This window comes from Comamonas sp. DB36 (assembly GCF_057914905.1).
Genome location: NZ_CP196631.1, coordinates 924,631 through 938,045 on the forward strand (window position 1 = coordinate 924,631; position 13,415 = coordinate 938,045).

14 protein-coding genes are annotated in these 13,415 nt (G+C 64.0%); 10 read left to right on the plus strand and 4 right to left on the minus strand.

Features of this window, described 5'->3' with window-relative positions:
* Positions 1-2: 2 nt before the first annotated feature.
* Together ACSVDO_RS04415 and lolA are read left to right on the plus strand one after the other, a co-directional pair.
* Positions 3-2,327 (plus strand): DNA translocase FtsK, encoded by a 2,325-nt coding sequence (locus ACSVDO_RS04415; RefSeq protein ID WP_489595086.1) that lies wholly within the window; start codon positions 3-5, stop codon positions 2,325-2,327.
* 27 nt (positions 2,328-2,354) lie between these two features.
* Positions 2,355-2,987 (plus strand): outer membrane lipoprotein periplasmic chaperone LolA, encoded by a 633-nt coding sequence (gene lolA / locus ACSVDO_RS04420; protein ID WP_332534031.1) that lies wholly within the window; start codon positions 2,355-2,357, stop codon positions 2,985-2,987.
* Positions 2,988-2,994: 7 nt separating this feature from the next.
* Here the strand turns inward: lolA and brnQ are convergent, their stop codons facing one another.
* Positions 2,995-4,305: a branched-chain amino acid transport system II carrier protein gene (brnQ, locus tag ACSVDO_RS04425; RefSeq protein ID WP_332534032.1), complete on the minus strand. Its 1,311-nt coding sequence runs from the start codon at positions 4,303-4,305 to the stop codon at positions 2,995-2,997.
* 261 nt (positions 4,306-4,566) lie between these two features.
* Here brnQ and ACSVDO_RS04430 point away from each other — a divergent pair, with 261 nt between their 5' ends.
* Positions 4,567-5,871 carry a replication-associated recombination protein A gene (locus tag ACSVDO_RS04430; RefSeq protein ID WP_489595087.1) on the plus strand — a complete coding sequence of 435 codons (1,305 nt, stop codon included), beginning with the start codon at positions 4,567-4,569 and terminating at the stop codon, positions 5,869-5,871.
* Between the two features lie 3 nt (positions 5,872-5,874).
* Here ACSVDO_RS04430 and ACSVDO_RS04435 read toward each other — a convergent pair whose 3' ends face one another.
* A complete protein-coding gene (locus ACSVDO_RS04435) occupies positions 5,875-6,642 on the minus strand; it encodes a sulfite exporter TauE/SafE family protein (protein ID WP_489595089.1) in 768 nt (255 codons plus the stop codon).
* A gap of 90 nt (positions 6,643-6,732) precedes the next feature.
* Between ACSVDO_RS04435 and ACSVDO_RS04440 the strand changes: the two genes are divergently transcribed.
* The 3 genes from ACSVDO_RS04440 (at position 6,733) to ACSVDO_RS04450 (ending at position 9,896) form a co-directional block, all read left to right on the plus strand.
* Entirely contained in the window at positions 6,733-7,746 is a 1,014-nt protein-coding gene (locus ACSVDO_RS04440) for a LysR family transcriptional regulator (protein WP_489595091.1), read from the plus strand.
* 469 nt (positions 7,747-8,215) lie between these two features.
* Positions 8,216-8,863 (plus strand): DUF47 domain-containing protein, encoded by a 648-nt coding sequence (locus ACSVDO_RS04445; protein ID WP_332534036.1) that lies wholly within the window; start codon positions 8,216-8,218, stop codon positions 8,861-8,863.
* A gap of 22 nt (positions 8,864-8,885) precedes the next feature.
* Positions 8,886-9,896, plus strand: coding sequence for an inorganic phosphate transporter (locus ACSVDO_RS04450; RefSeq protein ID WP_489595092.1), 1,011 nt, complete (start codon positions 8,886-8,888; stop codon positions 9,894-9,896).
* A 57-nt stretch (positions 9,897-9,953) separates the two neighbouring features.
* Here the strand turns inward: ACSVDO_RS04450 and ACSVDO_RS04455 are convergent, their stop codons facing one another.
* Together ACSVDO_RS04455 and ACSVDO_RS04460 are read right to left on the minus strand one after the other, a co-directional pair.
* Positions 9,954-10,409: a TM2 domain-containing protein gene (locus tag ACSVDO_RS04455; protein WP_332534038.1), complete on the minus strand. Its 456-nt coding sequence runs from the start codon at positions 10,407-10,409 to the stop codon at positions 9,954-9,956.
* Between the two features lie 43 nt (positions 10,410-10,452).
* Positions 10,453-10,986 carry a GNAT family N-acetyltransferase gene (locus ACSVDO_RS04460; RefSeq protein WP_489595093.1) on the minus strand — a complete coding sequence of 178 codons (534 nt, stop codon included), beginning with the start codon at positions 10,984-10,986 and terminating at the stop codon, positions 10,453-10,455.
* Positions 10,987-11,110: 124 nt separating this feature from the next.
* On the opposite strand from ACSVDO_RS04460, the gene rpsP reads away from it, so the two are divergent.
* The 4 genes from rpsP to rplS all read left to right on the plus strand — a co-directional run bounded on the left by rpsP (position 11,111) and on the right by rplS (position 13,371).
* A complete protein-coding gene (gene rpsP / locus ACSVDO_RS04465; protein ID WP_159910627.1) occupies positions 11,111-11,362 on the plus strand; it encodes a 30S ribosomal protein S16 in 252 nt (83 codons plus the stop codon).
* Between the two features lie 79 nt (positions 11,363-11,441).
* A complete protein-coding gene (rimM, locus tag ACSVDO_RS04470) occupies positions 11,442-12,011 on the plus strand; it encodes a ribosome maturation factor RimM (RefSeq protein ID WP_489595094.1) in 570 nt (189 codons plus the stop codon).
* 51 nt (positions 12,012-12,062) lie between these two features.
* Positions 12,063-12,830 (plus strand): tRNA (guanosine(37)-N1)-methyltransferase TrmD, encoded by a 768-nt coding sequence (trmD, locus tag ACSVDO_RS04475; protein WP_489595095.1) that lies wholly within the window; start codon positions 12,063-12,065, stop codon positions 12,828-12,830.
* Positions 12,831-12,966: 136 nt separating this feature from the next.
* On the plus strand, positions 12,967-13,371 hold the full coding sequence (gene rplS / locus ACSVDO_RS04480; protein ID WP_332534042.1) for a 50S ribosomal protein L19: 405 nt from the start codon (positions 12,967-12,969) through the stop codon (positions 13,369-13,371).
* Positions 13,372-13,415 lie beyond the last annotated feature (44 nt).

Genomic DNA, 13,415 nt, shown 5'->3' on the forward strand with positions numbered 1-13,415 from the left:
GTATGACTTACACATTGAATGCCCTGAACGGTTCCTCAGGGAAATCATCCACCCGCACCGGCCTGGCCCGCTTCGGCCATGAAGTCAGCCTCATCGTGGGGCTGCTGGCGCTGGTGTTCCTGCTGCTGTCGCTGCTGAGCTATTCGCCGCAGGACCCGGCATGGTCGACCTCGGGCGCGCTCGAAGGGGGCTGGGTGCACAACTGGTTCGGGCGCTCGGGCGCCTGGCTCGCCGACACCTGCTATTTCGGCTTCGGCTTCTCGGTCTGGTGGCTGGTGCTGGCCGCCGTGAGCAATTGGCTGGGCTCGCTGCTGCGCTGGACGCGCGGCGGCGTCGCGCCGGCCGACCCGCTGTGGCTGCGCCGCCTGCGCTTCTGGGGCGGGCTGGCGCTGCTGCTGATGGCCAGCACTTCGCTGGAATGGTCGCGCATGTACCGTTTCGAATCGCTGCTGCCCGGGCACGCGGGCGGCGTCGTCGGCTATGTGTTCGGCTTGCACGGCATGCAATGGCTGGGCTTCACCGGCTCGGGCCTGGCCGGCATCGTGCTGCTGGTGCTGGGCACGGCGCTGGTGTTCGGCTTTTCCTGGGGCCAGCTCGCCGAGCGCATGGGCAAGCGCATCTATTCCATGGTGCGCGTGAGCCGCGCCCAGCATGAGAAAGCCAAGGACGTCGCCGTGGGCCGCAAGGCCGCGCGTGCGCGCCAGGTCGATGTGCAGGAAGAGCGCACCGAAAGCGTCGAGAGCCATCCGCTGCCGGTGCAGATCATCGAGCCGGTCATGGAGGCCGCGGCCGCGCCCAGCGAGCGCGTGATCAAGGAAAAGCAAAAGCCGCTGTTCCACGAGCTGCCCGACACCAAGCTGCCCCAGGTCGAACTGCTCGACGCGGCGCAGCAGCGCCAGGAAACGGTCTCGGCAGATACGCTGGAAATGACCAGCCGCATGATAGAGAAGAAGCTCAAGGATTTCGGCGTCGAAGTGCGCGTGGTCGCAGCCATGCCCGGCCCGGTGATCACGCGCTACGAAATCGAGCCGGCGACCGGCGTCAAGGGCTCGCAGGTCGTGGGCCTGGGCAAGGACCTCGCGCGCTCGCTGTCGCTGGTCTCGGTGCGCGTGGTCGAAACCATTCCCGGCAAGAACTACATGGCGCTGGAGCTGCCCAACGCCAAGCGCCAGTCGATACGCCTGTCCGAAGTGCTGGGCTCCAAGGTCTACCACGATGCCAAGAGCATGCTGACCATGGGCCTGGGCAAGGACATCGTCGGCAATCCCGTGGTCGCCGACCTGGCCAAGATGCCGCATGTGCTGGTCGCGGGCACCACCGGTTCGGGCAAGTCGGTGGGGATCAACGCCATGATCCTGTCGCTGCTCTACAAGGCCGAGGCGCGCGACGTGCGCCTGCTGATGATCGATCCAAAGATGCTGGAAATGTCGGTCTACGAGGGCATTCCGCACCTGCTGTGCCCGGTGGTCACCGACATGAAGCAGGCGGCCAACGGCCTGACCTGGTGCGTGGCCGAAATGGAGCGCCGCTACAAGCTGATGAGCAAGCTGGGCGTGCGCAATCTTGCGGGCTACAACGCAAAAATCGACGAAGCCAGAGCCAAGGAAAGCTTCATCTACAACCCGTTCAGCCTCACGCCCGAGTCGCCCGAGCCGCTGGACCGCCTGCCGCACATCGTGATCGTGATCGATGAGCTTGCCGACCTGATGATGGTGGTCGGCAAGAAGATCGAGGAGCTGATCGCGCGCCTGGCGCAGAAGGCGCGCGCCGCGGGCATCCACCTGATTCTCGCCACCCAGCGCCCCAGCGTGGACGTGATCACCGGCCTGATCAAGGCCAACATCCCGACACGCATTGCCTTCCAGGTCAGCAGCAAGATCGACAGCCGCACCGTGCTCGACCAGATGGGCGCCGAAGCGCTGCTGGGCATGGGCGACATGCTCTACATGGCCAGCGGCACCGGCCTGCCGATACGCGTGCACGGCGCTTTCGTCAGCGATGAGGAAGTGCACCGCGTCGTCAACTACCTCAAGGAACAGGGCGAGCCCGACTATATCGAAGGCGTGCTCGAAGGCGGCGTCGTCGATGGCGATGGCGAAATCGGTGGCGATGGGGATGGAAACGGCGAAAAAGACCCCATGTATGACCAAGCTGTCGAAGTGGTCCTCAAGGACCGCAAGGCCAGCATCTCGTACGTGCAGCGCAAGCTGCGCATAGGCTACAACCGCTCGGCGCGCCTGCTGGAAGACATGGAAAAAGCCGGTCTGGTGAGTTCGCTCACGACCAGCGGACAGCGCGAGGTGCTGGTGCCGGCGCGCAATGAATAGGTGCTTGCGCCATAGGATGGAGAGTGTATGAAGCGATTTGTGACCAGTATCTTGTTGGTGGCCGCAGCCGGCCTGGCCCAGGCCGACGGCCTGCAAAGCCTCGAGGCGTTCATGCAGGGCGCGCAGGCGGGCAAGGCCGACTTCACGCAGACCGTGACGGCACCGGCCAAGGACGGCCAGGCGGCGCGCAGCAAGACTTCGAGCGGCCAGTTCTCGTTCCAGCGGCCAGGCCGTTTCAAGTTCGAATACCGCAAGCCGTTCGAGCAGGTGATCGTCGCCGACGGCAAGACGCTGTGGATGTACGACGCTGACCTGAATCAGGTCACGCAGCGCGCCCAGGCCAAGGTGCTCGACGCCACGCCCGCGGCCATTCTCGCCTCGGCGGCCAGCGTCCAGGCATTGCGTGCCGATTTCGACCTCAAGGCCGCGCCCGACCAGGACGGCCTGCAATGGGTGGAGGCCTTGCCCAAGGCCAAGGACGGCCAACTCAAGAGCGTGCGCGTGGGCTTTGCGGGCGACAAGCTTGCGGCCGTCGACATGCTCGACAGCTTTGGCCAGCGCTCGCTGATGCGCTTCACGGGCGTGCAGACCAGCGCCAGCCTGCCCGCGGAAACCTTCAAGTTCGTCGCGCCCAAGGGCGCTGACGTGCTCGCGCCTTAAACCGTTCTCAGGCGCGCGCGCGCACCGGCTGCAGCCTGTCCATCAGCGCGCAGGCCATCAGTGTGGCGGCCACGGGCAGCAGCCAGCCCAGGCCCATCGCGGTGCCCGGCAATTGTTCCAGCCATTGCGGCGTCCAGCCGCTCATGCCTATGGCCTGCAAGGCGTTGAGCAGGCCAAACACCAGCGCAACCAGCATCACGGGCACGAACACGCGCGGCGCCGACTTCCACATGCCTGACAGCAGGCTCAGGCAGACCAGTGCGATCGCCATGGGGTAGATCGCCACCAGCACCGGCACCGCGACCGTGATCAACTTCTCCAGTCCCTGGTTGGAGAACAGCAGGCTCACCAGGCTCAGCGCGACCACCATGCCGCGATAGGACGATCCCGGGACCAGGTCGCTGAAATAGGTGGCGCAGGCGCTGACCAGGCCCACGCCCGTGGTCAGGCAGGCCAGAATGATCACCGCCGCGAGCAGCACCATGCCGGCCGTGCCGAAAGTGTGCTGCACGTATGCCGTCAGGATCTGCACGCCGCTGCTGGCATCGGGAACCATGGAGCCGCTGTGCGCGCCCAGGTGCATCAGCGAGATGTAGACCAGGCACAGCCCCAGGGCTGCGATCATGCCCGCGATGATTGCGTAGCGCGTCTGCAGGCGCGCATCGGTCACGCCCGTGTCTTTGATGGCGTTGACGATCACGATGCCGAACACCAGCGCACCCAGCGCATCCATGGTCTGGTAGCCCTGGGTGAAGCCTTCGGCCAGAGCGGCCTGCTGGTAGTCGCCTGTACTGGGAAGCATGCTGCCCGCGGGCAGCAAAAACGCCGCACCGCCAAGCACGGCCAGCGCCAGGATCAGCACCGGGGTGATGATCTTGCCGACGTTGTCCATCAGCTTGCCGGGAAACAGCGCCAGCAGCATGACCAGCGCGAAATAGCCGCAGGTGTAGCCGAGCAGCGCGCCGGCGCCATGGCCCACGAATGGCGCCAGGCCCATTTCAAACGAAACGGTGGCGGTGCGCGGCGTGGCGAACAACGGGCCTATGGTCAGATAGACTGCAACCCCGAGCAGCGTGCCGCCGACGCGGCCCAGCGGTGCGGTGATCGCATCCATGCCGCCGCCCACGCGCGCCAGCGCGACCACGGTCAGCAGCGGCAGGCCCACGCCCGTGAGCAGAAATCCCAGCGCCGCGCTCCACAGGTGCTCACCCGCGGCCAGGCCCACCATGGGCGGGAAAATGATGTTGCCAGCCCCCAGGAAGAGCGCAAAGGTCAGGAAGCCAAGCGCGATCAGGTCGCGCGTCTGTAGGGTCTGCATAAGAAGGAATTTGTTCCGGATGCTGTCTGCCGGTGCACGAAAAGGGTTGGATTCTAAGTGGGCGCCCACTGGTTGGTAGGACAAGGGCGGCATGGCCTGTCGGCGGGCCCAGGTTTGACCGGGCCTATTGTCTGCGCTGCGTGCCTGCACGCCGGCAAGCGGCTAAGCTTGGTGGCACAGCTTCGCTGCTGCGTTCCATTACTGCCATGCATATTTCTCTTCACTGCTACTTACCTGCGGCCCTGCACCTGGAGGCAAGCCATGCCTGACCTTTTCACGCAGGATCCGGTGGCGCCGCTGGCCGAAGCCCTCAGGCCCAGGACGCTGGACGACGTCGTCGGCCAGTCGCACCTGCTGGGCGAAGGCAAGCCGCTGCGCCTGGCCTTCCAGTCGGGCAAGCCGCATTCGATGATTTTCTGGGGGCCTCCCGGCGTCGGCAAGACCACGCTGGCGCGGCTCACGGCCACGGCTTTCAAGTGCGAGTTCATCGCGCTGTCGGCGGTGTTCTCCGGCGTCAAGGACATACGCGCGGCGATGGAGCAGGCCCAGCAGAACCTGGCGCTGGGCAAGCACACCATCCTGTTCGTCGACGAGATCCACCGCTTCAACAAGTCCCAGCAGGATGCGCTGCTGCCCTATGCCGAAAGCGGCCTGGTGACGTTCATAGGCGCAACCACCGAGAACCCGTCGTTCGAAGTCAACTCGGCGCTGTTGTCGCGCGCCCAGGTCTATGTGCTCAAGTCGCTGACCGACGACGAACTCAAGCTGCTGCTGCAGCGCACGCAGGAAAAGGCGCTGGGCGAGCTGTCATTCGACGAACCGGCAACGGATACCCTCATCGGCTATGCCGATGGCGACGCGCGCCGCTTCCTGAACCTGCTCGAGCAGACCAGCACCGCAGCCCGCACCTCGGGCATCACGCGCATCACGGCGGAGTTTCTCGAAAACGCCTTGACGCTGAACGCGCGGCGCTTCGACAAGGGCGGCGACAACTTCTACGACCAGATTTCGGCGCTGCACAAGTCGGTGCGCGGTTCGCACCCCGACGCCGCGCTCTACTGGCTCACGCGCATGCTCGACGGCGGCGCCGATGCGCGCTATCTGTCGCGTCGCATCGTGCGCATGGCCTGGGAAGACATAGGCCTGGCCGACCCGCGCGCCATGCAGATCGCCAATGATGCCGCGCTGACCTACGAGCGGCTGGGCAGCCCCGAAGGCGAGCTGGCGCTGGGCCAGGCGGTGATCTATCTGGCGATCGCGGCCAAGAGCAATGCAGGCTACAACGCCTACAACCAGGCCAAGGCCTTCGTGAAGCAGGACAAGAGCCGCGAAGTGCCGGTGCATCTGCGCAACGCGCCCACCAAGTTGATGAAGGAGCTGGGTTACGGCCACGAATACCGCTATGCGCACGACGAGCCCAATGCCTATGCGGCCGGTGAAACCTATCTGCCCGACGGCCTGGCCGAGCCCGGCTGGTACCGGCCCGTGCCGCGCGGCCTGGAAAGCAAGATTGGCGAGAAGCTGGCGCTGCTGAGGAAATGGGACGAGGAAGCCGGCAAAACGTAGGCCTCAACCCGGGCCCAGGGTGCTGGCGCCAAGGAAATGGGGCAGGGCCGAGGCCATCAGCGCGATGCCCGAGCTGGTGAGCAGCAGCAGCACCATCTGGCGAAAACGCGCTTCGCTCAGCCGCACATAGAGTTTCGCGCCCAGCAGCGTGGGCACCAGCATTGCCGGGGCAACGATGGCGAAAAAGGGCAGCATGTCGCGGGTGACGATGCCGGTGGCGAGATAGGTTCCCATGGTGACCAGCAGCATGGACAGGTTGAAGTTCTGGATCACCGCGCGCTGCGCGTCCTTGTCGAAGCCCTTGAGCGTGCACCACAGCGTGGGCACGGCGCCGGTCATGCCGCCGATTCCGCCCATCACGCCGCCCACCATGCCGGCCACGGCATCGCCCAGGCGACCGCCGGCCTTCCATCGGGGCAGCTTGCCGGCAAACAGCATGCAGGGGCACCAGATCACCAGCAGCGTGCCCAGCAGCAGCTTGAACCAATGGATGCTCAGGTGCGGAAGAACCGCCACGCCCAATGGAACGCCTGCCAGGCCGCCGAGCACGAACGGCAGCAGCAGCTTCCAGTCAAAGCCGCGCCGCACGCTCAACGCGGCAATGATCTGGCCGGTCAGCGCGCCGAACACCGTCAGTGCTGCGGCCAGTCGCGGCTCCAGCGTCCAGACCCAGAAGGACATGGCCACCATGCCGAAGGCAAAGCCCGACAGCCCCTGCACAAAGCCCGCAGCGATCGCTCCCACGGCCGCCCAGACATAGACCTGTTCCATTGTTCTCCCCCTTGTCTTGATGGGGGTGATTGTCCGGCTGTCTCATAAGTAGATAAATTGGAATTCATATATATCGATATGAATTTTCTTATGTCGTCACGCATTTCGGATCTACCCGCCACGGGACTGGCCCAGCGCCTGGCCACGCGCCTTCGGATGAAGCACCTGCTGCTGCAGGCGATCCGCGCGCACCGCTCGCTGACCCGGGTGGCCGAGCAGATGGCGACCAGCCAGCCCGCCGTGACCCAGAGCCTGGCGGAGCTCGAGGCGCTGTTTGGCGCGCCGCTGTTCCAACGCACTTCGCAGGGCATGGTGCCCACGCCGACCGGGGAGCTGGTGCTGTCGCGCTGCGAGACCATGCTGGCCGATCTGCGGCACTGGGCCGACGACATTGAGGCCGTGGGCCAGGGACGCGCGGCGCACCTGCATGTGGGCGTGATTCCTTTCCTGCCGGGCAAGCTGCTCGCGGCGGCCATAGCGCGCACCCGCGCGCAAGGCCGGGAAGTCACGGTCACGCTGTATGAAGACACCAGCGACCAACTGCTGCAGAAGCTGCGCGCGCATGCGCTTGACTGCGTGATCGGCCGCACATCGGCGGTGCTCGACATGTCGCAGCTGCGCCATGAGATCCTGTATGCGCAGGAACCCCGCCTCATTGCCCACCGCCGCCTGGCGGCGCGGCTGGCGCGGCGGCCGCTGCAGTGGAATGAGCTGACCGGGCTGGATTGGGTGCTGGGGCCGCGCAGCACGCCCATGCGCGAGCAGATCACCGATTTTTTCTTGCGCGCCGGCGTCAAGCCGCCGCCGCCGTTTGTCGAAAGCCTGTCGGCCAAGCTGATTGGCGAGCTGGTGGCCGCCAATGAGCGCGCGGTGTCCATCGTGCCTCTCGATGTGGCCGAGGAACTGGTGCGCATTGCGGGCGTGGCCATTGTGGCGCATCGTTTTGACTGGAGCCTGCCGCCGATCACGCTGTTCCGGCGCGAGTCGGGCGCTGAATACGACGAGGTGAATGTGTTTGCGGCAGCGCTGCGTTCGGTCAGCGCCTCCATTGCAACGCAAGCGCCGAGCCGGGTGCAGCCCGCGCAGGTTTCCCATTTGCCTTGAACTTTCACTTCCAGGATTGCGCTGAACCGCTTCGGTTTGCATTAAATGCACTCGCGAATCGATTCGACCCTGCGCGATTCAACGTGTTTTTTTGCGATTGTTTTCGGTTGTGCGCAATCTGGCACAAATCGTGCAACGGCTTATGACATATTTTTGTCTTTTGAGTGAAATTCTACGCTGAAGCCTGTCACATTCGGGGTGTTCCACGCCTACCCTTTCTGGCTTTTTCGGGCTGTTGGTTTTATGACTCACAGCGCCGCAAGCCGCAGCCCGCCTTGATATTCAGCTCCCGGCGCCGAGGGCGGCAAGGTTTGCGCAAGCGCTCATTCATCGCATATGCGTTCGATTACGAGACTATTACATTGCCCGGAGTACACTTCGCCCCGTTGACGCCGGCAAGCCCCTGCCCAGCATTCGTGTGTGTGTATGTTCGCCTGCGTGCCCGTCAGAAACCCTGGTAAGGAATCCCATGCTATTTGGCAAGCTGCTGCCACGCGAAGGTAATTTTTTTGAAATGTTCAACCAGCACGCGGATCGCATTGTCGAAGCCGCGCATGCGTTCTCGCAGCTGGTGGCGAACTACAACGACCTGCATCTGCGTGAAAAGTATGGACAGGACGTCGACAACGCCGAGCGCGCTGCCGACCGTGTGACCCACGACGTGAACAAGGCCTTGCACCGGACCTTCATCACGCCCCTGGACCGTGAGCAGATCCACTCGCTGATCAACACCATGGACGACGTTGCCGACCTGATCCAGGACTCGGCTGAAACCATGGCGCTTTATGACGTGCGTCATATGACAGACGAAATCAAGCGTCTGACCGACCTGAACGTCAGGTGCTGCGAGCGCGTGCGCGATGCCGTCAAGATGCTGGACCGCATCTCCGACGCCAACACCGCCGAAGCCGCGCTCAAGACCTGCGAGGAAATCGACCGCCTCGAATCCGATGCCGACCGCGTGATGCGCTCGGCCATGAGCAAGCTGTTCCGTGAAGAGCCCGATGTGCGTGAAGTGATCAAGCTCAAGGCGATCTACGAACTGCTCGAAACCATCACCGACAAGTGTGAGGACGTGGCCAATCACATCGAGGGCATCGTCCTCGAGAATTCCTGATACGGCGCGGAGTCCTGAAATAATGGAAACCGTACAAGCCGCCCTCTGGGTCGTGGTCTTGCTGGTGGCGCTGGCCTTGCTGTTCGATTTCATGAACGGCTTTCACGACGCGGCCAACTCGATTGCGACCGTCGTCTCCACCGGCGTGCTCAAACCCGCGCAGGCCGTGGTCTTTGCCGCCTTCTTCAATGTCGTCGCGATCTTCGTGTTCCACCTGAGCGTTGCCGCGACGGTGGGCAAGGGCATAGTGCAGCCGGGCATCGTCGACATCCATGTGGTGTTCGGCGCGCTCGTCGGCGCGATCGCCTGGAACCTGATTACCTGGTACTACGGCATTCCCAGCAGCTCCTCGCATGCGCTGATCGGCGGCATCGTCGGTGCAGTGATTGCCAAGGCGGGTGCTGGCTCGCTGATCGCCAGCGGCATCTGGAAGACCGTGGCCTTCATCTTTGTGTCGCCGCTGCTGGGCTATCTGCTCGGTTCGCTGATGATGGTGCTGGTCGCCTGGATCTGCCGCCGCGCCAGACCCAACAAGGTCGACAAGTGGTTCCGGCGTCTGCAGCTGGTTTCGGCCGGTGCCTACAGCCTGGGTCACGGCGGCAATGATGCGCAAAAGACCATTGGCATCATCTGGCTGCTGCTGATCGCCACGGGCTACACCAGCGTCAACGACGCTTCGCCACCTACCTGGACCATCATTTCCTGCTACATCGCCATTGGCCTGGGCACGATGTTCGGTGGCTGGCGCATCGTCAAGACCATGGGCCAGAAAATCACCAAGCTCAAGCCCGTGGGCGGCTTCTGCGCCGAAAGCGGTGGCGCGCTGACGCTGTTCATCGCCACGGCCATGGGCGTGCCGGTCTCGACCACGCACACCATCACCGGTGCCATCGTGGGCGTGGGCTCGACCCAGCGTGCCAGCGCGGTGCGCTGGGGCGTGGCCGGCAACATCATCTGGGCCTGGGTGCTGACCATTCCGGCCAGCGCGTTTGTCGCCTCGATTGCCTACTGGGTCAGCCTGCAGATCTTCTGATCTTGCGTCGCACCCTTATGAAAGCCGTCGTCCTCTGGGGCGGCGGCTTTTTTCATTTCAGTTCTGCGGCTGGGAAATCCTGCGCGCTTCCTCGATCTGATACTCGAAGTAATGCTGAAAGCTGTAGGCCAGGCTGGCCATGAGCACCGTGGCACCCATCATCAGCGACAGACCTATGCCGAACACTGTGAACCAATGGGTGCGGCCTGGGGCGGCGTCGGCGCTCGCGCCAGGGTTGAAGCGTGCGTTCCAGGCGTCGGCCGGCGTCAGGCCGTACAGGATGGCGCGCAGCGCGCAGCCGGCAATGGTGAAGCCCAGCAGCGGAATCAGCAGCCAGCTGAGTTGGTCATCCTGGCCCAGTTGCTGCACGCGCTGAATGCCATAGATGCCCAGCGCCGTGGGCAGCGGCAGCAGCCAGCCGCGCCAGTCGCCCAGGCCGAACAGGTAGAAACGGTGCAGGCCCAGCGGCCCGCCGAGGAAGGCCAACCAGGCGGCCAGGGTCTTGCTTTTCATGGGGCCATTATTGGTGCGAAGCCCCGGCCCGGCTAGCCCGGGATTACGCCTTGTCGACCGGTGCCGTGGTGTCCCCTTCGCCCAGCGTCTTTTCCATCAGCACGATGTCGAGCCAGCGGTCGAACTTCCAGCCCATGGAGCGCATCACGCCGATTTCGCTGAAGCCGGCCGCGCGGTGCACGCCGATGGAGCCGGCGTTGGCCGAGTCGCCGATCACCGCCAGCAGCTTGCGCACGCCCGCGGCCTGCGCCTGGTCGCAAAGCGCCTGCAGCAGCAACCGGCCCACACCCTGGCCGCGTGCGGAATCCGCCACATAGATCGAGTCCTCGGCCGAGAAGCGGTAGGCCGGCCGCGGCTTGAACCAGTTGGCGTAGCTGAAGCCCAGGACCCGGCCGTCGTCACCTTCGGCCACGAGGTAGGGCAGGCCGCGCGAAAGCACATCGGCGCGGCGTGCAGTCATGTCCTGCTCGTTGGGTGGGTCAATCTCGAAAGTGCCCGTGCCATGCAGCACGTGGTGGCGGTAGATTGCGGTGATTGCAGGGATGTCTGACTCGTGGCTGGTGCGGATATTAGGCATAAATGAAAGAAGTCGATATAATCGTGAGCTTTGCTGCGTGTCGCTGGCCGGGTGGCCATGTCGCGTGTCTCAACGTGGCAGAAAACATTGCAGCAATTGCTGCAAACCACCCAAAGGATAAATTATGGTCGTCATTCGACTTTCTCGCGGCGGCTCCAAGGCCCGTCCTTTCTATAACATCGTTGTGGCTGACAAGCGCACCCGCCGTGATGGCGCCTTCATCGAGCGTCTGGGTTTCTACAACCCAACCGCACGTGGCGGCGAAGAAGGTCTGCGCATTGCGCAAGACCGTCTGACGTACTGGAAGAGCGTGGGCGCACAATCGTCGCCTACGGTGGACCGCCTGATCAAGCAAGCCTCCAAGGCAGCTGCTTAATCTGACGCTTCCCTGAAGGCGGGTTCCGTGGCTTATGCTTGCGGAACCCGCCTTTTTTTGTTTATCAAGATTTAGCACCATGGCCCTTTTTCCTGTCTTCGAACCCGCTCAACTGCCTGCCGACGCCGTAGAGGTCGGCCGCATTGCGGACGCCTGGGGTGTCAAGGGATGGTTCAAGGTGCTGCCTTTCAGTGCCGACGCCGAAGTGCTGCTGTCTTCCAAGCAATGGTTTCTGCAGCCGTCCGAGCGCGGCGCGCGCACGTTCACCGGCACCGTGCTGATGCCGGTCAAGCAGTCGCGCGAGCATTCGGGCTCCATTGTCGCCACCGCCGAGGCCGTGGTCGACCGCACGGCGGCCGAGTCGCTCAAGGGCGCACGCATTTTTGTCTCGCGCGCCGAGTTTCCCCAGGCCGCCGAAGACGAGTACTACTGGGTCGACCTGCTGGGCCTGGACGTGATCAACCGCGAAGGCCTGGTGCTGGGCCAGGTCAAGGACCTGATGTCGACCGGCCCGCAGACCGTGCTGGTGATTGCCTACGAGGAAGATGGGAAAACGCTGGAGCGCATGATCCCGTTTGTGTCGGCCTATGTGGACAAGGTCGAACTGTCGGAGCGTCGCATCACGGTCGACTGGCAAACGGATTATTGATGGCCTGTGTTTCGTTGACGCTGCCCATGCCGTGCAGGAAGGGTCCAAGCCATGCGTTTTGACATCATCACCTTGTTTCCGGAACTGTTCGCGCCGTTTCTCGCCAGCGGCGTCACGCGCCGCGCCTATTCCTCGGAGCAGGTCAAGGTACGGCTGTGGAATCCGCGCGATTTCGCTCAGGGCAATTACCGCCGCGTCGACGACCGGCCGTTCGGCGGCGGCCCGGGCATGGTGATGATGGCCGAGCCGCTGCAGGCCTGCCTCGATGCCATTCGTGCCGACCGCGCAGAAGGCCCGGACGCACAGGCGCCGCTGGTGCTGTTCTCGCCCATTGGCAAGAAGCTCGACCACCCATCGGTGGAGCATTGGGCGCAAGGCCCGGGCGCGATCCTGCTGTGCGGCCGCTATGAAGGCATTGACCAGCGTTTCATCGACACCCATGTGAACGCGCAGATCAGCCTGGGCGACTTCGTGCTGTCCGGCGGCGAAATCGCCGCCATGGCTCTGCTCGACGCGGTCACGCGGCTGCAGCCCGGCGTGCTCAACGACGAAGGCAGTCACCAGCTCGACAGCTTCAACCCCAGCCTCAACGGCCTGCTCGACTGCCCGCATTACACGCGTCCCGAAGTCTGGCAGGGCCAGGAAGTGCCGGCGGTGCTGATGTCGGGCCACCACGCGCTGATCGAGCGCTGGCGCCGCGACCAGAGCCTGGAGATCACGGCGCGCAACCGGCCCGATCTGCTGGCCCAGGCGCGCGAAGCCGGGCATCTGACCCGCAAGGACGAAGCAGTTTTGGCAAAAATAGCAGACGGGCTATAATCGAGGGCTGTCGATCCTCTGCCGGCCGCTGCATTCGAGGAGCCCGAGCTCATAGCTCTGGGCAAGCAATGCAGCCATACAGCACCAATCCCGGTGCTTGCCAATTGTGGCGCGGACAAGATCGTTGGATGTAACCATGAATCTGATCCAGACTCTTGAGCAGGAAGAAATTGCCCGCTTGAACAAGACCATCCCCCCGTTTGCTCCTGGTGACACCGTCATCGTGAGCGTGAACGTGGTTGAAGGCGCGCGCAAGCGTGTGCAGGCCTACGAAGGCGTCGTGATTGCCAAGCGCAACCGCGGCCTCAACAGCGGCTTCACTGTTCGCAAGATCTCCAGCGGTGAAGGCGTGGAGCGTACGTTCCAGACGTACAGCCCGCTGATCGCCGGTATCGAAGTCAAGCGCCGCGGTGACGTGCGCCGTGCCAAGCTGTACTACCTGCGCGAGCGCAGCGGCAAGTCGGCACGTATCAAGGAAAAGCTGCCAGCTCGCAAGACGGCAGCCGCGCCTGCAGCAGCAGCGCCCGCTACCGCCGCCTGAATCGCCTAGGCGCTTCGGGAAAGCCGCTACAGTTCGCTGTAGCG